Annotated in this window: 22 protein-coding genes and 1 other RNA gene; 12 read left to right on the top strand and 11 right to left on the bottom strand. The window is 43.1% G+C overall.

What is annotated here, in order from left to right:
- Positions 1-12 precede the first annotated feature (12 nt).
- The 4 genes from M1E09_RS09770 to M1E09_RS09755 all read right to left on the bottom strand — a co-directional run bounded on the left by M1E09_RS09770 (position 13) and on the right by M1E09_RS09755 (position 2211).
- Entirely contained in the window at positions 13-639 is a 627-nt protein-coding gene (locus M1E09_RS09770; protein ID WP_456274641.1) for a TetR/AcrR family transcriptional regulator, read from the bottom strand.
- Between the two features lie 178 nt (positions 640-817).
- A complete protein-coding gene (locus M1E09_RS09765) occupies positions 818-1291 on the bottom strand; it encodes a DUF3231 family protein (protein ID WP_456274640.1) in 474 nt (157 codons plus the stop codon).
- Between the two features lie 15 nt (positions 1292-1306).
- On the bottom strand, positions 1307-1540 hold the full coding sequence (locus tag M1E09_RS09760) for a DUF3231 family protein (protein ID WP_456274639.1): 234 nt from the start codon (positions 1538-1540) through the stop codon (positions 1307-1309).
- Positions 1541-1656: 116 nt separating this feature from the next.
- Positions 1657-2211, bottom strand: coding sequence for a DUF3231 family protein (locus M1E09_RS09755; RefSeq protein WP_456274638.1), 555 nt, complete (start codon positions 2209-2211; stop codon positions 1657-1659).
- A 162-nt stretch (positions 2212-2373) separates the two neighbouring features.
- On the opposite strand from M1E09_RS09755, the gene M1E09_RS09750 reads away from it, so the two are divergent.
- A complete protein-coding gene (locus M1E09_RS09750; RefSeq protein ID WP_456274637.1) occupies positions 2374-2925 on the top strand; it encodes a DUF3231 family protein in 552 nt (183 codons plus the stop codon).
- A 156-nt stretch (positions 2926-3081) separates the two neighbouring features.
- Complete coding sequence (locus M1E09_RS09745; protein ID WP_456274636.1) at positions 3082-3822, top strand: ZIP family metal transporter; 741 nt, start codon at positions 3082-3084, stop codon at positions 3820-3822.
- A 137-nt stretch (positions 3823-3959) separates the two neighbouring features.
- Here M1E09_RS09745 and M1E09_RS09740 read toward each other — a convergent pair whose 3' ends face one another.
- Positions 3960-4133, bottom strand: a complete 174-nt coding sequence (locus tag M1E09_RS09740; protein WP_456274635.1) for a hypothetical protein — start codon at positions 4131-4133, stop codon at positions 3960-3962.
- A gap of 172 nt (positions 4134-4305) precedes the next feature.
- Positions 4306-4881 carry a histidine phosphatase family protein gene (locus M1E09_RS09735; protein ID WP_456274634.1) on the bottom strand — a complete coding sequence of 192 codons (576 nt, stop codon included), beginning with the start codon at positions 4879-4881 and terminating at the stop codon, positions 4306-4308.
- Between the two features lie 235 nt (positions 4882-5116).
- Here M1E09_RS09735 and M1E09_RS09730 point away from each other — a divergent pair, with 235 nt between their 5' ends.
- Positions 5117-5896 carry a CsxC family protein gene (locus M1E09_RS09730; protein ID WP_456274633.1) on the top strand — a complete coding sequence of 260 codons (780 nt, stop codon included), beginning with the start codon at positions 5117-5119 and terminating at the stop codon, positions 5894-5896.
- 196 nt (positions 5897-6092) lie between these two features.
- Here M1E09_RS09730 and M1E09_RS09725 read toward each other — a convergent pair whose 3' ends face one another.
- From M1E09_RS09725 to M1E09_RS09715, 3 genes are all read right to left on the bottom strand, one after another.
- Positions 6093-7184: a hypothetical protein gene (locus M1E09_RS09725; RefSeq protein WP_456274632.1), complete on the bottom strand. Its 1092-nt coding sequence runs from the start codon at positions 7182-7184 to the stop codon at positions 6093-6095.
- Between the two features lie 110 nt (positions 7185-7294).
- On the bottom strand, positions 7295-8074 hold the full coding sequence (locus tag M1E09_RS09720; protein ID WP_456274631.1) for a CsxC family protein: 780 nt from the start codon (positions 8072-8074) through the stop codon (positions 7295-7297).
- A gap of 217 nt (positions 8075-8291) precedes the next feature.
- Positions 8292-9110, bottom strand: coding sequence for a CsxC family protein (locus tag M1E09_RS09715; RefSeq protein WP_456274630.1), 819 nt, complete (start codon positions 9108-9110; stop codon positions 8292-8294).
- 213 nt (positions 9111-9323) lie between these two features.
- On the opposite strand from M1E09_RS09715, the gene M1E09_RS09710 reads away from it, so the two are divergent.
- The 4 genes from M1E09_RS09710 to M1E09_RS09695 all read left to right on the top strand — a co-directional run bounded on the left by M1E09_RS09710 (position 9324) and on the right by M1E09_RS09695 (position 11985).
- Positions 9324-10517: a ParM/StbA family protein gene (locus M1E09_RS09710; protein ID WP_456274629.1), complete on the top strand. Its 1194-nt coding sequence runs from the start codon at positions 9324-9326 to the stop codon at positions 10515-10517.
- A 5-nt stretch (positions 10518-10522) separates the two neighbouring features.
- On the top strand, positions 10523-10888 hold the full coding sequence (locus M1E09_RS09705; RefSeq protein ID WP_456274628.1) for a hypothetical protein: 366 nt from the start codon (positions 10523-10525) through the stop codon (positions 10886-10888).
- 141 nt (positions 10889-11029) lie between these two features.
- Positions 11030-11749 carry an acetamidase/formamidase family protein gene (locus M1E09_RS09700; protein WP_456274627.1) on the top strand — a complete coding sequence of 240 codons (720 nt, stop codon included), beginning with the start codon at positions 11030-11032 and terminating at the stop codon, positions 11747-11749.
- Between the two features lie 38 nt (positions 11750-11787).
- Positions 11788-11985 carry a hypothetical protein gene (locus M1E09_RS09695; RefSeq protein WP_456274626.1) on the top strand — a complete coding sequence of 66 codons (198 nt, stop codon included), beginning with the start codon at positions 11788-11790 and terminating at the stop codon, positions 11983-11985.
- An 87-nt stretch (positions 11986-12072) separates the two neighbouring features.
- Here M1E09_RS09695 and ssrS read toward each other — a convergent pair.
- A non-coding RNA gene (ssrS, locus tag M1E09_RS09690) (6S RNA) lies at positions 12073-12260 on the bottom strand.
- A 390-nt stretch (positions 12261-12650) separates the two neighbouring features.
- Positions 12651-14333, bottom strand: a complete 1683-nt coding sequence (locus M1E09_RS09685) for a glycoside hydrolase family 13 protein (RefSeq protein ID WP_456274625.1) — start codon at positions 14331-14333, stop codon at positions 12651-12653.
- A 399-nt stretch (positions 14334-14732) separates the two neighbouring features.
- Between M1E09_RS09685 and M1E09_RS09680 the strand changes: the two genes are divergently transcribed.
- The 5 genes from M1E09_RS09680 (at position 14733) to phnC (ending at position 19324) form a co-directional block, all read left to right on the top strand.
- Positions 14733-15752: a glycosyltransferase gene (locus tag M1E09_RS09680; RefSeq protein ID WP_456274624.1), complete on the top strand. Its 1020-nt coding sequence runs from the start codon at positions 14733-14735 to the stop codon at positions 15750-15752.
- Between the two features lie 2 nt (positions 15753-15754).
- Entirely contained in the window at positions 15755-16804 is a 1050-nt protein-coding gene (selD, locus tag M1E09_RS09675) for a selenide, water dikinase SelD (protein ID WP_456274623.1), read from the top strand.
- 70 nt (positions 16805-16874) lie between these two features.
- Positions 16875-17792 carry a phosphate/phosphite/phosphonate ABC transporter substrate-binding protein gene (gene phnD / locus M1E09_RS09670; RefSeq protein WP_456274622.1) on the top strand — a complete coding sequence of 306 codons (918 nt, stop codon included), beginning with the start codon at positions 16875-16877 and terminating at the stop codon, positions 17790-17792.
- 73 nt (positions 17793-17865) lie between these two features.
- Complete coding sequence (gene phnE / locus M1E09_RS09665) at positions 17866-18558, top strand: phosphonate ABC transporter, permease protein PhnE (RefSeq protein WP_456274955.1); 693 nt, start codon at positions 17866-17868, stop codon at positions 18556-18558.
- Positions 18559-18568: 10 nt separating this feature from the next.
- The gene (gene phnC / locus M1E09_RS09660) at positions 18569-19324 is read left to right on the top strand and encodes a phosphonate ABC transporter ATP-binding protein (RefSeq protein ID WP_456274621.1); all 756 of its coding nucleotides are present in this window, start codon (positions 18569-18571) and stop codon (positions 19322-19324) included.
- Positions 19325-19335: the final 11 nt, after the last annotated feature.

The following is a 19335-nucleotide window of genomic DNA, read 5'->3' as shown; positions in this document are numbered from 1 at the left end:
TCCTCCTCTATCTTACTTTTTATAAAACGACTGTTTCAATACATCCAGATAGTCGTCCATTTCTTTCATTATTTCATCTATATTCAGATGCTCAAAACCCAATCCCCTATATTTGGCCTGCATACTGTTCGAAAAGCCCTCCATCGACCACGTGATGATATTTTTGGCTTTTTCGATATCCACGCCTTTTCTGAACTTGCTTTTATCAATGTCATCGATCATTTCTTTATAATTATTCGCTAAGAATGCCGCCTTGCGTTTTTCCAGTTCCTGCAGGATTTCCGGGTCATCTTCTAGGAATATCGCACTCATAAAATGGAACACTGCTGGATACTGATGAAAAAGTTTCATTTTAACTTTGGACATCTCCCTGTGCCGTTCAAAAATGTCTTTCTCTTCCCAGTTGATGTCTGCTTTCATCCGGTCGATGACCATCTGTACAAAGTGGTCATACAAAGATAAATAGAGATCTTTTTTGTTATTGAAATAATGGAATAATGCACCTTTTGAAATGCCGGCCTCTTTGACGATTTGGTTGGTCGAAGCGCTATTAAAGCCTTTCTGGGCGAATTCATTCAATGCTGCATTCAGTATCCGGTCCTGTTTTTCCTGCTCCAGCCCGAAAAACTTTTCATCCATTTTCACACCTCCATATAACGTGATTGACCAGTGTGGTCAACATCATAATACACCCGTTGACCACATTGGTCAATATTTTTTCTGTATAATAATATTTTTTCATCCAAAAAAGAAAACAACCCCCTGAAGTGAGTTGTTTGACCTAACATTCAATACCTTAGCAATGTTGCGTGTCCCATCAATCAGGTGCGTGCTCTGAAAGCTTCTTCCGGTCTGCAGCAGTTGGAGACTCCTCCAGCCATCCGTGTCCGATCATCAAATTCAGCCCTTCATTTGCATACTTTCCAATTCCAGAAGACAATGTGATCAGCTTGGCATGAAGATCATGCCTAAGTATTTTAGAAAGGGCCGCCCCATAATTCAAGATTCCTGTTCCGTTTGCCATTGATGCATGCACCAGCAGCAGCTTATCCGAAAACGGAGGTGTAGTGGAATAGGTCACATGCGCATCCAATACACTTGGCACCGGCAAGTCCTCTTTGATTAAGAAGCTTCCAAGTTCCATGATTTGTTTGTCAGCCAAACTGGCATCTTCCCGGAAAAACTTACGTAATTTACCTGAAGAAGCAATTTGGCTGAATGCAAGCATCAATGCTTTCCCTAACACATTGGTATATAGATTTAACTGAAGATGCTTGATCTCAAGTGCCATAAGCGGTTTGTTTTTTTAAAGACTGCTGATCCTTTGCCAATGCTTTTGAGGAAGCCCTTTTGCATACGTAATGAATTCTTTAATATCCTTATCTTCAACAACCTCCATAAAGTGTTCGAATACACAGTAATAGACTGAATCTCCTTGATAATTGGCGAATAACTCGCCTAATTCAGAGGCTACCAGCTTCTTATTCTTCTGGTGTTCTTTTACCATTTCTGTAAAGTTGAAGCTGTTGGATGATTCCACTTTTCTACCTCCTTCTGCAAATTCTGTTATATTTATTTTCTGTTCGTTTCACTTGTGATATACACTCTTATATTTCATAAAAAAACCAACCATTGTAAACGGTTGGTTTCTGCTGCTTATTCTGTCGGCAAGCCTGGCGGATAATAGTAAGGAGGGACTTTCAGCCAACCACGCTTTCTCATCAATGTTTTAAGGGTTTGGCCAAAATTGCTCCATTCTGAATAAAATCCGAACCACATGAGGCCGATATCCCCTCTGACTGAATCAGCCTGTCCTTTAGCACATGCCTGCATGCAGGTAACCAGTTTAAAAGCAATGCCATTGGTAATTTCATCATCAGTTAACTTTACTCCGAGAGGAATATTATTCGGCATGGATTCCGGTTTTGCAGAAGTCACATCCGGCAAAGGAATGCCTTCTTTTTTCATGAAACCAGAAAGTTTTCCGACTTGGGATTCACATAAGTGAACAACATCTGTCAGCATTTCCTTCACTTCATCATCTGTAGTTGTGTTCAACCCTACCTCTTCATACCGGATGAACTCCTCCATCAACGTTACATATTTCCAACAGTCTCCCGCTTCTACAATATGTAAAGGTTGTTTCGGTTCATTTGCATTATCGATCGAAGTTTTCAGCATATTCCATACCGCCTCGAATGGATTTGGCATTTCTGCACCTCCTTACATACTATTATTTCTTAAATATCTGCAAAAATGTAAGTTCATTTACAGTTGTTTAGATAAAGCAGTAAAATGATGCACATTCCTTGGTAATAAATATGTATGCACACCTGAGGCTTAGGAAAAAATGAACTTGTTAGGAGGGTTATAATGACGTCAGTATTTGAATCAATTAAAGAATATTTACAAATGAAACTTGATGATGAGCCCAAGAATCCCCTTCATGTCGGTGAAGTGATGAGCTGTTGGATGTATTTGGCCTTGATGGATGAAGCGACAGTCTATATTCAAATCGGCTTAAATACCACAAACGACGACGAGGTTCGAAAGATGTTAATCCAAAGCTTGAATCAATGCGATGTACAAGGAAAGAGGTTCAGGGATTTCATGAAAAAAGAAGGTGTACACTTGCCAAGTACAAGTGAACAGCGACCAAATTCTGAACCGAATAGTGTACCCCTGGGTGTAAAAATGACCGACGATGAAATTATGAACGGACTAAGTATGAAAACCGTGGCAGCCGTGATGCATTGTGCAGCCTCAGCCAGCCAGTCGATCCGGAATGATGTTGGCATGCTGTTTACTCAATGTATGATAGAAAAAATGAAATTCGGCACTGAACTTAAAGGGGTGATGAGGAAGAAAGGCTGGATCAAGGTCCCTCCTTACTACTATCCGCCGGGCATGCCGAAACAACAGTGATTCAAAGAGAAATCCTTTTATGGATTTTTCTTTTTTTTATGGCCCTTTTTAAAAGGGTGCATGTAATCTAATACTGTACCTTGGCAGCAATTATGATAAACCTGGCTTTATCGGGAAACCTATAGTTTATCTTGTACAGTCATCGGAGGTGGACGGATGTTTCAAGCTGCATTATGGGGAGGAATTACAAGCCTGTCTTTGTTTATCGGCGCTTTAATGGGTATTTATTTGAAGATACCCAAGAAGATTGTTGCCTATATCATGGCCTTTGGAACAGGATTGATCATCGGTTCGGCGACCTTCGACTTGCTGAGTGAGGCTCAGGGAAATGCCTATCTCCTCCTCATTACTCTTATGTTTTTGCTGGGTGCCCTGATTTTTACGATATTTGAGATGATTATCGCCAAAAAAGGCGGAAATGAGCGAAAACGTTCCAAGAAAAACCCACATGGCCATGCAGGACTGGCGATTTATGTAGGGACGATCATGGATGCCATCCCGGAATCCATCATCATTGGAGTCAGTTTCATTGGCACCCAGCCCATTCAATGGGTGTTCATCTTGGCGATATTCATCAGTAATCTGCCGGAATCACTGTCCAGCAGTATCGGGTTGAAAATGGATGATTACAGCGTTAGGAAGATTTTATTTTTATGGGGAAGTGTCGTGGTTCTATCTTCTTTGAGTTCAATGCTGGGCTATATTTTTTTACAAGGAGCGTCTGAAAGCATCAGTTATCTGATCGGGGCTTTCGGTGCTGGAGGTTTGATGGCGATGGTTTCATCCACCATGCTGCCTGAGGCATTTGAGCAAGGCGGACCAGTGGTCGGATTCATATCATCTGTCGGTATTATCCTCTCCTATATTTTGACTAACCTGCATGGAGCTGCATTTTAAAAATAAACGCTCCAGCGCCCGTGGTTGCTGGAGCTTGCCACGGATGACATTGTTATCAATATTTACAAAGGTTAATTTATTATCGCCAAAACAAAAAAAGGAGCTCTCATATTGAGCGGCTCCTTTAGCATGTCGATTCAGCCGCCCATTTTGCGGCGCGTCACGCTTGCTTTCTTCGCTTGCTGGCTCTGCATTCTCTGATTGCCGGCAAATCCGTTATTCTGTTGTTTCCCATTTCCTTGAGCTTGTTTCTTTCTTTCCAGCTGCTGCTTCATGGCTTCCTGAAGGCTGACCTTTTTTTGTTCCGTCATTTCCTTTATCTCCTTAGCATGATGATCATGCGTGTAATAAATATACCTCAGATAATTATAATACAAGCCGGAAAATAAAACACCTAAATTCTTATCAAACCCCTTTAACACATCACCGCACTAAGAGGGACAGTCCCCTGTTACTGTGCTCTATCAGAGTGCTAGCACATAGCTATACTTCTGATAGATGCCCGGTCTGGTTGAATTCTTTGACGTCCCACTTGTTGTCGCTGAAGTGAATGGTGTTGAAGCAGGCATTGACGAGACGGGTTTCACCATAGATGAATTTGTCAGGTGACAGGTGTGCCAGAAGGATGGAAATGACCGCACCGTGTGCTACCAATAATACATTTCCCCCTGGATATTTCCGTTGGATATGTTCGATTCCACTCAGTACCCGCTCAATGACATCGTCACGTGTTTCCTGTCCCGGACTTCCTCCATTAGGATACTTATTTCGGCTTTCTTCTATGAGCATTCCTTCTGATTCCCCGAAATGCCTTTCCGCGAATTCCTTCATTTCCACCAAAGGAAGCTGTAACCCTTCATTGATGATTTCAGCCGTACGCTTTGCGCGCTTTAATGGAGACGTGATGATGGCATCCCATCCCCCTCCATTTAAGAAGTCACGCGCTTCCCTTGCCTGCTGCTTTCCCGTTTCATTCAGTTCAATATCTGTCGATCCCTGAAGTCTTCTTTCTTTATTCCAGTCGGTTTGTCCATGGCGGACGATACAAACTTTCGTCAAAGCTGGTTCCCCCTTATCCCTGTTTTCTTAAAAATTGTACCATAACCCGGAAATATGGTTCATTCATCTCACCTTTTGTCACGATTTGACCCTTGTCCACCAAAATATGCTTATAACCAATGATACTCGTCCATTCTCCTCAATGCTTGTTCGCATATAAAGATAGTAAGTCAAAAGAAAAGAGAGAAAGATAAATCTCATTTTTTTTGACAAAAATATATAAGGAGTGAATTGGATGAAGAAAAATACTTGCGGTACCCATCACAAGGGGTGTCCTCCAGGGCTGCAGTGCGACAAAGCTAAAACAAAGCATGTTGACTGTAAGGCAGAAGATTGGCCGACTTATGGTGAGGTATATGTACCTGTCGTTCTTTCCGATGTTAAGCTTCAGGCTAACGTAGAGGCAGATATTAAATTACCGACGCCAGCAAGAGAAATCAAGATGATCAAGAAAAATGTTTCCTTGAAGCAATGTGAAGCATTGCGCCACCCTTACAGTGACTATAAAGTGAAGCTCTATATCACGGGTGTCGTCCACAAAAACATTCAGTATGTTGATGCATGCACTGGATTTGTAAGAGACTATGCAGTTGATGTTCCTTTCACATGCAGTGATGAAGTGAAAATCTACAGCTATGTCGATCAGCATAAGAGCAAGAAGAGCTCTTTGACTGCGGAGTACAAATTCCTTGCAAAAGACGGCCATGGTGCAGACAGATGCAGAGACGGCTCTCATACGTTTGAATTCTTCAACGAGCCAATCGACTGTGTTCTTAAGTATGCAGACGTCTTTGAACTTGATCTTTACAAAGATCACGACAAGTTCGGCCGCTTCTCAAGAATCACTGAAAAGATGGACGTCAACCTTTGGTTCAAACTTGTCCAAAAACAAGAGAAGCATGGTTACTACTCTCCTGGATATGAAGCTCCGGCAGAAGATGCTGAAGCTGAAGAAGCAGCAGAGCCGAAAACAATGCTTGATAGAATCAAAGACAGAATCGACCGCATGAGCTAATGATGAATGGGTGTCTTTTTAGGAGACACCCTTTTTATTTTGCTCTGCAATTTTGGCCGGATATCGAATGAAAAGGCAAATTGGGTTTATCGGCGGTTACTTCCATTTTATCGGCGAAAAATGAATTTTATCGGCCAAACAAGAAAACTTATCGGCGCTTCGACAGGTTCCGACAGACACCATGAGTGCCTTCCCTTCATATTTCTATTTCTACCACCTGATCCTGGTACCCTTCAATCGTTAACTTAGCGCTTCCCTTCAAACCAAGCCTCAGCTCTCCATCCGGTTTTTCAATCACTTCCTGATGCCAGATGACATCGAACGAATTATACTTGAATGTAACCGGTGACACCAATGTCTCCTCGAATGCCCTGTGGACACTGATATGGTGATCGGTTTTGGACCGGAACCAGTATTCCCGGCTGTCATTAAACGAGAGTTCCGGATCTGTTAACCAGTTCGTTTCAAAATTCCTCTCTAACGGCACCTCGATCTGAAGTGATTGGAGTGTGCCATCCTCTGAAACAAAATCCATATCTGCGACCAGGACCAGCTTTACGAACACCGTTTTTGACGGCAGAACAGCATGGCCTTTGAATGAACGGATTCTCCAGGACATGTTTGTGATTTCACATAAAGGAATCATGATATTGAAGCTGTCGAATATATCAATCTCCAGTTTTTCTTTAAAAATCAACACAGGCAGTTTTGCTAAAAGTTTCTTGGAAGGGATTGGATTTTCACAAACATCATCTTTATTTTTTTCCTCTTCTTCTTTTTCCTCTTCCAACCCATCCTTGTCTTCTTCATATTGTAATTCTTCATCAGGAGATTCTTCGCTTTCGTCCTTCTCTTCTTCATAAGAATCTACTTCATATGAATCTTCTTCAGCTAACTCCCATTCTGTTTCTGCAGGTTTCCAGTCCTCATTATCAGAAAGCTCTTTTTCAACCAGAAATTCATCTATCGACTCATCTGGAACTGGAATGATTTCTTCCTTTTTTCGTTTTGGTATAAACTCTTCCTTCTTTTCATTCTTTCGTTCTACCTTTTTTGCCGTTACAGGAGGAGGCGATAGAATCAAAGGCGGTGCAACATGGTTTTCCTTCTTAGGCACCCTTTTCCGGGGCTCAGGTGTATGTTCGAGTTCTTCGTTATCTTGATAAAAAGAACTGGGATATGGATGCCGTCTGCTATTCATCTCTTCCCAGAGTGAAGTGATGGTTCTCCGGTCATCTCGTTTCCTTGGATATTCATATTGATTTTCCCATTTGCTCATCGCTGACAAGAAAGTGCGGCTATGATAGCAGCCTCTCTTTTTTCACCTCCTCCTGAAAAAATAAATAGAAGATGGGATTACACTAATAATCTAGTGTAACCCCGGGATTTTCAGTGTTTTTAGTAATGATCTTTTTCGTCGTCACAGTCATCATGGTGGTGATGGTGGTGGCAGTCGTCATTTGTAGTAGATGCTACACGAATCTGTTGGTCTTGGAGGACTCTCAATGTGAAATCAAGGACCATTTTCTCTTCAATCACTGTGAAGATCCCCTCTGCAAGAGGTGTCGTTGTTGGAAGCGGGCCTCTGTCGATTGCCTCATCCCACTCAATGATCTTGCTGGAAACCAGTTCACAGTACGGCAATTCATTGTAGTATTGTGCGCTCGTTTGGTGGAATTGAGAAAGATCGCTGGAAAGCAGCTCATCTTTTTCTGGATACCCGGAAGGCAGCGGCTGTGCTACGAAGAAATCAAATTCTTCTCTTGAATTTGTTTTAGGCAGTACCGGGTCTGTGATATAGTCTTCAATCTCTGTGATAACAGAAAACGGAACATCAACTGTGTAGGAGTGAAGATCGGAAGCGATGGAAGAATTAGTCGTTTGTTCAATATCCGTTGATGGGCTTGCGTATTGAATGTTTTTACGGACGAATCCGCTGATGAATAATTTATTGGATGGAAGCAGCAATCGGCATTGCGTGATTTTCACTCTCTTTTTTATATCCTTGATTTCAAGTACCGGTTCAGGGAATGTGATTGTTGCACTCATGTTTGCCGTCAAGGACAACTGAGCTAAGACAACGGGCACCTTTGTAATTACTTTTCCAATGTTCACATGCGGATGGTGGTGTTTCGGCTTGCAGTGATTTTCATTTTTCTCTTTGTATGAATCAGACATTTGAAGTCCTCCTTAAAACTCAAGATAGTTCAATGTATGAAGGTCATCAGTCTATGTATAGGCGGATGCCCATGGGCAAACCCATAATTTTCAAACTGCTTACAGTAGTGCTATTCCATTGGTTGCTATTCTTGGATTTATAGATATGAAAAAAGCATTACCCCGAATATGGGATAATGCTTCTGCTCAATATGGGAGTGTAGAAAACCCCTGAATCCTAAAGTCCTCCGTTGTCGTCTCCATTGCCTGGAAATGCTACTGATGCAATTGGAACTTGCTGATTTTGCATTACATTAACAGTGAATCTTAATACAAGTTTTTCAACCATTTTGTCAAAACAGCCTTCTCCAACTGGACCGTGGCCATAAGTTTCCCGGTTTGTTGCTTCATCCCATTCTAGCATTGTGCTGGAAAGCAGTTCACAATATGGCAGCGGGTTGTAATATTGAGTACTTAGCTGATGGAATTGTGAAATATCGCTGGAAAGGAATTCATCTTTTTCAGGGAACCCTTTTCCTAATTTTTGTGCTCTGAAGAAATCAAACTCACTGCGTGAATTAGTTAGAGGCAATTGAACTGGTGCATCCAATGTAATATTGGTAAAGCATTCGAATGGAACTCTGACTGTCAGTGATTTGATGTCAGAAGAAACACATTGGCCATCTGAATTATAGCAAGGTGTAGCATATTGGATATTTTTGCGAACATACCCTTTAATCATTAAAGGATACATGGTACCCGGAGTTGAGAATACTGGAAGCTCGGATACTGGTGTGGTAATCAAACGGCATTGAACAATCTCAACTCTCTTCTTAATATCCTTAATTTCCATCACGTGGTCTGGAAAGTCAATGTTGCAAACCATGTTTGTTGTGACTTCTCTTGTTGCCAGCCTTACGGGTACATTAATCGTTCTGACTGCATCAATAACCGGAGCTGTAATTGGATCTACTTCTGCAGAGTTACACTCCCCAATGTGAGCTGATTTGTTGAATTCAACACAGCTCTTATCATGATGATTGTACTTATCACTCATTTTTACTTCCTCCTTTGTATTTTACCTTCACTTTATCCTATGCGTACAGGCACCATAAGCTTGGTCAAATTCATCAGTATAAACGCGGATTTTTGATATAACAGACCTGATTTTTACTAGAAAATTGATTTGGGCTATTTTTCAAAAAGTGAATTGGGTACTTGCACAGGTCCCTTCCCCCTTTGCATAGGATTCATCATGAGGAGGGATAAAATGGAGAGAAGTAACTTTCTTGCCGTTGATATAGGCAACAGCTGGTACAAAGTGCTTGCATCGGACTGTGGTGAGCTGTCTGAGTACCAGTTGCCTAATGCGATTGCGTTATTTGATGATGAATTCTATGAAATGCCCTATGATGAAGAAGATATTGAGTTGGAAGAAAATCTGATCGTCGAGGTGAAAAGCCCGGCTGTCCAAAATAAAAGAGATATCTATTACACTGGAAAGTCTGCAGCCAGACAACGAAATGTCAGCCTGACGTCAGTGAACAATCAGAAAGTGGATGAAGTCCGTACTTATATCCTGTTGTTCTCGATTGCCGCGTATCATGCTGTCCTGAACAATCAAAATGAAACCGAGATAAACTATGATATTGACCAGCTCGCAGTTTCTCTGCCGACGACTCAATATAAACAGAAAAAAGAACAGCTGAAGCAGCGCCTGCTCGGAACACATACGATCATTCTTCATAAAGTTCCCGGGGTACCTGAACCGAAAGAAGTGTGTGTCAAGCTGGCCATCAATGATGTCATCGTAGGTGCTGAAGGTGCATGTGCCTATCTTGGAATGACACGTGACCAGGAAACACTCGGCATTAAAGATGATGCACTAGTAAAAGATTCACTTAAAGGCGTGCTGATTGGAGACTTGGGCGGGGATTCGGTTGACTTTGTCGGTATCAAAAACAACAAGCCGGTAGCGTCTGTAGAAGGAGAACACTTCGGCATCAATCAATTCCTTGATATCATCATTCAGAAAGTGAGCAAAAATGAATTATACAAGTTTGATTCACGCTCTGAATTGGAGGAAAAATTGTATGCCGGCCAATCAGAATGGTATGTCGAACCATTTGCAGGTGTCCGGAAAGATATCAGTAAATATGTAACGCCTCAATTGAAATCAATGGCGATCAAATATTTGGAACTGTTCGACCGTGTCAGAAGCAGTTCGAATGAAATCAAGGGGGCAGCCCGGTATATTGCTGTCGGCGGTGCAGCAAAGCTTGCACAAAAACAAATCCAGGAAGCGGCCGTACGCTGGAGTGAAAAAGGACGCCCAATCGATTTGACATTCCCTGAGAACCTGGAGAAGCTGAATGTACTGGGGTTAATGATTCTGGCGAAAATGAATCATCTAAAACAACAACAACAAGAAGAAACTACTGATCTAGCTGCCACCAGGGGTTGATCGTTATGGGAGAAACGTACACTGATTACGTAAACCGAGTAGCCATCACGATGCCGGACAAATACATCGACATTAAAACCGGCGACACCCATACCGTTTCCAAACTCATTCAGGAACAAATCGAATACCATGCCCATAATCATACCCTGGTACACCTGGTTTTCTCGGCACTGGACCAATATTTCTCGCCAGCTGCCAAAAAAACGACCAACACGGAAATTCTCCAAGAGCTGGAAGCCATCAAAATGATGCTGCAGCAAGGCTATTCCGCTGCACCGGGGAATACCGAAAACGCCAATTCAAAGCAGCAGGCTCCAAAACCGCTCAACATAAAAGAACTGAACGACATACTCGAAGCCTTCGGGGGCTGACACCCTGGAGGTTTTTTTGTGTGACAGGGACTCCCCGAATTATGTCGAAAACAATTAAATACTTTTAAATATAATTTTGTTTACTCCAAAAAGTAATGTTGGTATATTTTACATATATTACACATTAGGAGGAAGATGTTTATGACTGCTGTTCATTACTTAAAACCTGATGGAACCACTCTTCATGGATTTTTTGACAAAGACCTGGCCCCCTCTCTCGCGATTGAATCCGGAGATACGATTGTTTACCAGACACTTGATTCATCCTGGGGAATTGAAAAGAGGCAGGAACCTGGAGGAAAACGGAAAAAGTTTACAAGCCTTACACCCCAAAGACAGCACGATCAATTTGGCCATGCACTTGTCGGCCCGCTTTTTATCAAAGGGGCAACACCCGGGTCTACATTGGAAATAAAGATTAACGAACTCATCCCTTCTGATTATGGATGGACTTCAGCAGGTGGGTTCCCGGGCTACTGGAATAAAGCGCTCGGTCTTGCAGATGAACAAGAAGTCACCTTAGACTTCGATTTGGATTCAGAGAAAAAGATTGGAGTCAGCAGGTTTGGAAACTTCAATCATTCTATCAAACTGAGACCGTTCATGGGAATTATGGGAATGCCTCCAAATGAGCCTGGACGTCATTCCACAGTGGTCCCTTCTCCTTATGGCGGTAATCTTGATTGTAAGGAATTAACGGAGGGCTCCACACTTTATCTTCCTGTTCCTGTTGAAGGCGGATTGTTCTCCACTGGTGACGGGCATGCCGTGCAGGGAGATGGAGAAGTTGGCGGGCCTGCTCTGGAGTGCGGGATGGAAAGAGTGGAGCTCACCTTTTCAGTACTCGACAATATGCGATAAAAATGCTCAGAGCAAAAACTCCAGAAGGCTGGCTCACGATGGGAATACACGAAGACATGAATCAGGCGATGTGGATAGCATTAAATGAAATGCTTGATCTGATGAGCGGACTATATAATATCAGCCGCACAGAGGCAAATGCCCTTGCCTCCCTACCTGTAGACTTGAGGATCACCCAAATCGTCAATTCTAAAAAAGGTGTGCACGCATTCCTTCCACACGATGCACTATTTTGATTCGACAAAAACCGGGTCGTGCCTGTCACTCACTATATACAAAAAAACCAGCTCCCGATTGGGAACTGGTTTGTGATTGGTGGTAGTATGTAGGCCGCATTTGCCGTAAATCGTCTAAGAAAGTTTTAAACCACCACTCCTCAAAGTGGGTGTTTGCAGAAACGTTCCTGTCTTCCGCAGTCCATGGCGGCCTGACATTCCGGCTTCGATGTAAAACTCCCTATTACAGTTTAAAGGTTAAAACTTTATTATCATTACGTACAACGCAGCTTGTATTTAATATATTACCCCACTGATGAGGAAATATCAAGGACAGTTTTTTCCAGATTGATTGGTTTGTTATAGGGCACTATCTTTTCATCAAAGGCCATTTTCAAAAAAATGTTGAGTGATTTCCGCTTCAGGTGTGCGACTCCGCGGGGCGGGCGTTGAGCCTCCTCGGCTTTGCCTGCGGGGTTACGTTCCGGTGGGTACGTAACCTTGGTCTCACCTGTCCCGCTACTCCCGCAGGAGGTCGCACACCTTCCGCTCCAATCAAAAAATATCATACTACAGCAGGAGTAAAAAAAGAGTAAAACCACGAATTATTAGAGGATAACCTTTTACTTTAACAAACGCAATTTAAATTATATCTTAGCTATACTGATTCCCTACAGGTAACCAAATTATTTAATGAGGTAAACCCTAGCTTCCCATGGTCGCAGTTCGACCCGCTCAATCTTATCAGTGCCGTCGACTTCATAATTGCTGATAAGAATTTCCTGGTTGTCTGCATCGATTCCTTCCGGTAGTTGGAACACAGGTGTGTTGCTGGAGAAGTTCAGCATCACAACAAGCTTCTTGCCTTCATATTCACGTGTATAGGCATAAATCTCCTTGTGGTCAGGCATCAACAGGTTGTATCTTCCATAGACCATGATTGGATTTTCTTTACGAAGCTCAATCAATCGGCGGTAGTAATGGAAGACAGAGTTCGGATCTGCCAGCGCTTTTTCCGCGTTGATTTCTCTATAGTTAGGGTTCACGCTGATCCATGGATCACCTGTCGTGAAACCAGCATGTTCACTGTCATTCCATTGTATTGGTGTCCGTGCATTGTCCCGGCCTTTAACATAAATAGAATTCATCACCTGCTCCTGGTCTTCCCCGTTATTAATCACTTTTTCTCGATACATATTCAGGGTTTCGATATCCTTGTAATCATCAATGGATTCAAACCTGACATTGGTCATGCCAAGCTCTTCCCCTTGGTATATATAAGGAGTCCCTTTTAAAGTGTGGAGAAATGTCGCCAGCATCTTTGCAGATTCAAGGCGGTATTCAGAATCATTGCCAAAACGGGAAACCATTCGCGGCTGATCATGATTGTTTAGATACAAGCTGTTCCAGCCCTCATGCTCAAGACCTTCCTGCCATTTAGAAAAACTGTCGCGAAGGGCCTCCATTTTCATTGGACGGAGATCCCATTTCCCGCCGGGACCGGAATCCAGGTCAACATGCTCAAATTGGAAAACCATATTCAGTTCGTGCCGGCTATCCGCCGTATACTCTTTCGCCTGTTCTACATCAACCCCCGGCATTTCGCCGACGGTCATAACATCATATTGGGAAAGAACCTTCTCGTTCATTTCTTTAAGGTATTCATGGATTTTCGGCCCGTTCATGTAGTGATCGCCACCAGGTACATATTTTCTTCCCTCAGAATTTTCTGCATCAGGCAGTCCTTCCACCTTTGAAATAAAGTTGATGACGTCCATCCGGAAGCCGTCGATGCCCTTATCAAGCCAGAACTTCATCATGTCATATACTTCATCACGAAGCTTTGGATTTTCCCAATTCAAGTCTGGCTGTTTTTTACTGAACAAGTGCAGGAAGTACTCTCCGGTCGCATCATCATATCGCCATGCCGATCCGCTGAAACATGACTCCCAGTTATTCGGTTCCTTGCCGTCATCCCCTTCCCGCCATATATAATAATCTCTGTAAGGGTTGTCTTTAGATTTTCTTGATTCAACAAACCATGCATGCTCATCGGAACTGTGATTGACTACCAGGTCCATGATCAGTTTAATTCCCCGTTTGTGCATTTCATCGAGAAGCCTGTCCCAATCTTCCATGGTTCCGAATTCATCCATGATGCCCCGATAATCACTGATATCATATCCATTATCGTCATTTGGAGATTTATAGACAGGAGACAGCCAAATCACGTCAATCCCAAGGGTATTCAAATAATCAAGCTTTTCGATAATCCCGTTGATATCACCGATTCCATCTCCATTCGAGTCGTTGAAACTTCTAGGGTAGATTTGGTATACTACCGCTTCTTTCCACCATTGTTCACTCATGCTGGCTCACTCCTTATGTAAAATTAATTTATAATGAAGAATATGTTTATATACCATTATCCCCTGTATTTCTGTACATTAACGAAGTATAGTATGAAACCGCTTATTTGTCAGTAATTAATAGTATTTCAATATAAAAATCAACAGATGCTGATTTCTCTCCCTCTCTATGGTTTCCCTCTGATTTAACTCTGTCGAAACATATAACCATTTACTCCAAATCCTCAAAACCCCGGTTGAACTTATGCCCTTTTCCATATCCTAAAACGAACAGACTAAAAAAGGCACACTTCGTAAGCAAGATAAATGACAAAATCACCGTTCATGGATAAGCTATTAATTACTGATAGGAATACTATGCAATCCTGTAGACATCACGTTAGGAAGGAGGTTAGCTTAATGAAGATTGTACTGGCCTCTCCCGATTATCACCAACAGCGAGGGAATACAGTCACTGTTAACCGTATTACAGATGGGCTGGAGAAAGCAGGTGTCCAGACTGAAGTTTTGTCAGTGACAGCTGAACCAGCCATAGCATCTTTCCCTGATGCAGATCTGATTCATGGCTTTCATGCCTACAAATTTTATACATACAGGGAAAAGATGCATGAAAACAATACTCCTTTCATTATCACGATGACGGGTACCGATTTGAATCATGACTTATTTAATGAAGAAAGACGGAAAAAGATTGCTGCCTGTTTAAATGCTGCTGGGGCGATCACAGTGTTTGATCAAGCCGCCAAAAAGCTTCTGGCAAATGAGATTCAGGGTATTCAGCATAAAATTCATGTCATTCACCAAGGGACAAGTGACTTGCAGGCTGGACATACATCCGTCCCTAAAGAAGACGGAACATTATTGTTTCTGCTTCCTGCTGGTATACGGCCCGTAAAAAATATTCCGTTTGCAATCCAAGCCCTTAAGCAACTTCATAAGGATCACTCGCAAATCCGGTTGCTATTGGTCGGCCCTATCATTGAAGAAGCTGAAGCCAAACGGGTTCTTGACCTTGTCGAAGAGAACGCAGGTTGGATCACCTATGCGGGGCAGCTTCCCCATTCTGAAATGAGTGCAGCCTATGAAAATGCCGATATCGTGATAAATACTTCCCATTCGGAAGGTCAGCCCGCGGCCATTTTAGAAGCGATGGAGAATGAACTGCCAGTGATAGCCTCGAACAATTCAGGCAACCGTTCTATTGTGGCACATGGAAAAACGGGGTTTGTATACAATAATCAAGACGAATTTCTTGAATATGCCCTGACTTTGCTCAATAATAGCGAGATGAGGAAAAATTTTGGCAGAACAGGCAAAACATACATTCTCCAAGAACATTCGAGAGAATATGAAACCCGGACATTCCTCAAAATTTATCAGCAGGTGCTGAATGAAAGCTTACGAATAAGGAGTGAATAGATATGACAAATAAAGAAATTTTCAAACTGACTTCCCTGTCTACAAAAGGTGGCTGAGGATGCAAAATTGGTCCTGAAGACCTGGCGCAGGTTCTGCGTCATTTACCCCGTTCTGTAGAAGATCCTAATTTGCTTGTCGGCCTTGATACATCCGATGATGCCGGCGTTTATAAGATCAATGACGAAACAGCTCTCGTCCAAACATTGGATTACTTCACTCCAATCGTCGACGATCCTTACATGTTCGGCCAGATAGCGGCCGCCAATGCTCTCAGTGATGTCTATGCAATGGGCGGCAAGCCGATTACCGTTATGAATATCGTTGGTTTCCCGATCAGCACATTGGATAAAAGCATTCTGGCTGATATCCTTTCCGGTGCATCTGACAAAGTCCTGGAATCAGGCGCCGTGCTTGTAGGCGGCCATTCGATCGATGACCAGGAACCAAAGTTCGGCCTTTCGGTTACAGGAACTGTCCATCCTGATCGAATCCGCTCAAACGCTGGGGCTAAGCAGGGAGACAAGCTGATCCTGACAAAGCCGATCGGTGTCGGCATCTTGACGACTGCCATCAAAAACGACAAACTTCCACAGGAAGATTTGGATGAAGTGATGAACACAATGGCTGCTCTGAACAAAGATGCCGCTGAGGCAATGGATGGATTCCCTGTTAATGCTTGCACGGATGTAACAGGGTTCGGCCTGCTAGGGCATGCCATGGAAATTGCCGAGGGAAGCAAGCTCGGCATCACGATTGAAAAGGACTCAGTTCCAGTACTTAATAGAACAAGAGAGCTTGCAGAACAAAATATCATTCCCGGCGGCACACGCAAAAACCATAAGTGGCTTGCTGACCGGATTGATTATGATGCGTCCATTCCAGAACTCGACCAATTGATTCTCTGTGACGCCATCACCTCCGGCGGCCTTCTCATCTCTGTTCCTGAAGAACATGCAGAGGCACTACAGAAAGAGCTGAGCAGCAGAAATGTAACATCGGCTGTCATTGGAACAGTCACTGCCGAGAACCCAGGCAGAATTAGCGTTGTATAAAAAAAGGGCTCTATATGAGTCCTTTTTACACATGGAATAACAAAAATTCATAAAAAATGAGGTGCAGCGAATGAAGAAGAGCATGACGTTCCTGCTGTTGCTTATCCTTTCCGTTTTCATAGCAGCTTGCGGCAATGGAAACAACGGGAACACAGCAGAAAACAATAACGATAATAATGAAGAGGCAAGCGGTGAAGCGTTTACGATTGGCGTCATCCCTGCTCAAACAGAAGGCTCCATGGAAGGTGCCATGGATAAATTACAATCCATCCTGACAGACAAACTTGGCAGAGATGTCGAGGTTGAAGTATACCCGGATTATAATGGCGTGGTAGAAGCCATGAATTACGACAAAATTGATATGGCCTATTTCGGTCCTTTATCTTATGTCATCGCTCATGAAAAAAGCGGTGCAAAAGCGATTATCACTCAATTGATTGATGGAGAACCTTTCTACCATTCGTATATCATCACCCAAAAGGACTTCGAAGCGAACTCTTTGGAAGAGCTTCTGGAAAACAGCTCCGAAGTTGATTTCGCATTTGGTGATCCTAACTCAACATCCGGTTCACTGATTCCTTCTATTGAACTGCAGGACCGTGGTGTTTACACATCTGAAGATGAACATGATTTCAACTCCGTCCGTTTTACAGGCTCACATGATGCCACAGCACTAGCTGTCCAAAATGGCCAGGTTCATGCAGGTGCGATTGACAGTGCGATCTATAACCAGCTTGTAGAATCCGGAAAAGTGGATGGCGAACAGCTCAAGACCATCTGGGAATCAGATAAATTGTTCCAATACCCATGGGCCGTCCATCAGGATACCGATCAGGAAACCATCGATGCCCTGCAGGCAGCTTTCCTTGAAATCGAAGATCAGGAAGTACTTGATGCATTTGGTGCTACAGGATTTACCGAAGCAAGCAATGAAGATTATGAAAGTATAAGGCAGGCTGCCCTTAAGCAGGGAATTATCGAAGAATAGAGTGATAAGTGTGTGGTTTAAAAGGCGAAGCATCTTTACCTTTCTTGTTTTAATTATCTTTGTCTACTTCAGTATGAAGCTGACTGAATTCGACCTTTCGAAGTTCAGGGACTTCCGGAACATGATAGATTTTCTATCACAATGGTTTCCTATGGACTTCTCCCTGCTGCCGAAAATGATTGAAGACGGATTAGAGACATTGGCAATGGCCTTTCTCGGGAGCTTCTTCGGGCTCCTGCTTGCCTTGCCTTTAAGTTTTGTAGCGGCAAAAAATACTTCCCCCTCCTCTTGGCTCTATCAATTAACGAGGGTGGGGCTCAGCTTTGTCCGCTCCGTTCCTGAAATTGTTTTTGGCTTGATTTTGTTGACGGCGCTTGGTCTTGGTCCATTCCCGGCTGTCATTGCCATCATGCTCCATAATATCGGGGTATTGGGGAAACTGGTGTCTGAATTAATTGAAGCATCCGATCCGGGACCTCAGGATGCCATGAAAGCAGTCGGCGCCAAGAAATGGTTTGCCTACTTCTTCAGCATCCTTCCGCAAATTTGGCCCAACGTCCTGTCCCACTATTTTTACCGATTTGAAGTCGCCATCAGGACTTCTCTCGTGCTTGGTTTTATCGGCGGTGGCGGAATCGGCCAGCGGTTGTTCAATGACTTCAAAACCTTTCAGTACTCTTCCGTCTCACTCGATGTGTTGATCATCATGATCATGGTGGTCGCCGTTGATTTCCTCGGAAGCTATGTGCGAAATAAAGTGATATAGGAGGCACTGCATGTTAAGTTTGAAGAATATGACGGTCCAATATAAAGGCTCTGCTCAACCTGCACTGGCTTCTGTAAACCTTGAATTCAACAAAGGCGATTTTGTCTGTGTACTCGGTAAGAGCGGTGCAGGAAAATCAACACTCATCCGCACCATTAACGGGCTGCAGCCTCTTACTCAAGGTGAAGTCCATTGGCGTGGACAACTCCTTTCTAAACAAACGGAAGAAGAGGCGAGAAAAGCAAGGCGTGAAATGGGCATGATCTTTCAACATTTCAATCTGGTGCCCCGCCTATCAGTGATGCAGAATGTCCTGACAGGCATGTTTGGCTACCGCTCATCATTCAAGAATATGATTGGCTGGTTTAGTCCAGATGAAGTCCGAAAAGCGCAAGACCTCATTGAGGAAGTTGGCCTTGCTGAATTTGAGAACAGGCGGGTCGAGCATTTAAGCGGCGGGCAAAAACAGCGGGTTGGAATTGCACGGGCACTCCTTCAGAATCCCAAAGTGCTTTTAGGGGATGAACCGGTTGCCAGTCTTGATCCGGGTACTTCCAATCATATTTTTACGCTTATCAAAAAGATGCATGATCAGCATGAGTTGTTGACAATCATCAATGTCCATGATGTTTCATTGGCGAAACGATATGCTGACCGGATTGTTGCTTTAAAAGATGGAGCGGTAATTTTTGATGGAAGAGCTCGGGACTTTACCGAAAAAGAATACCAGGAAACCTACGGATCAGAAACCTATGAACATATTTGACTGAAGGAGAG

It is taken from the genome of Bacillus sp. AK031 (assembly GCF_053903065.1).
This window is presented reverse-complemented; position numbering and strand designations above follow the sequence as displayed.

Coding starts and splice junctions, on each gene's coding strand:
- M1E09_RS09770 (WP_456274641.1), bottom strand. CDS start 639: ATGGATGAAAAGTTTTTCGGGCTGGAGCAGGAAAAACAGGACCGGATA.
- M1E09_RS09765 (WP_456274640.1), bottom strand. CDS start 1,291: ATGGCACTTGAGATCAAGCATCTTCAGTTAAATCTATATACCAATGTG.
- M1E09_RS09755 (WP_456274638.1), bottom strand. CDS start 2,211: ATGCCAAATCCATTCGAGGCGGTATGGAATATGCTGAAAACTTCGATC.
- M1E09_RS09750 (WP_456274637.1), top strand. CDS start 2,374: ATGACGTCAGTATTTGAATCAATTAAAGAATATTTACAAATGAAACTT.
- M1E09_RS09745 (WP_456274636.1), top strand. CDS start 3,082: ATGTTTCAAGCTGCATTATGGGGAGGAATTACAAGCCTGTCTTTGTTT.
- M1E09_RS09740 (WP_456274635.1), bottom strand. CDS start 4,133: ATGACGGAACAAAAAAAGGTCAGCCTTCAGGAAGCCATGAAGCAGCAG.
- M1E09_RS09730 (WP_456274633.1), top strand. CDS start 5,117: ATGAAGAAAAATACTTGCGGTACCCATCACAAGGGGTGTCCTCCAGGG.
- M1E09_RS09720 (WP_456274631.1), bottom strand. CDS start 8,074: ATGTCTGATTCATACAAAGAGAAAAATGAAAATCACTGCAAGCCGAAA.
- M1E09_RS09715 (WP_456274630.1), bottom strand. CDS start 9,110: ATGAGTGATAAGTACAATCATCATGATAAGAGCTGTGTTGAATTCAAC.
- M1E09_RS09710 (WP_456274629.1), top strand. CDS start 9,324: ATGGAGAGAAGTAACTTTCTTGCCGTTGATATAGGCAACAGCTGGTAC.
- M1E09_RS09705 (WP_456274628.1), top strand. CDS start 10,523: ATGGGAGAAACGTACACTGATTACGTAAACCGAGTAGCCATCACGATG.
- M1E09_RS09700 (WP_456274627.1), top strand. CDS start 11,030: ATGACTGCTGTTCATTACTTAAAACCTGATGGAACCACTCTTCATGGA.
- M1E09_RS09695 (WP_456274626.1), top strand. CDS start 11,788: ATGGGAATACACGAAGACATGAATCAGGCGATGTGGATAGCATTAAAT.
- M1E09_RS09685 (WP_456274625.1), bottom strand. CDS start 14,333: ATGAGTGAACAATGGTGGAAAGAAGCGGTAGTATACCAAATCTACCCT.
- M1E09_RS09680 (WP_456274624.1), top strand. CDS start 14,733: ATGAAGATTGTACTGGCCTCTCCCGATTATCACCAACAGCGAGGGAAT.
- phnD (WP_456274622.1), top strand. CDS start 16,875: ATGAAGAAGAGCATGACGTTCCTGCTGTTGCTTATCCTTTCCGTTTTC.
- phnE (WP_456274955.1), top strand. CDS start 17,866: ATGAAGCTGACTGAATTCGACCTTTCGAAGTTCAGGGACTTCCGGAAC.
- phnC (WP_456274621.1), top strand. CDS start 18,569: ATGTTAAGTTTGAAGAATATGACGGTCCAATATAAAGGCTCTGCTCAA.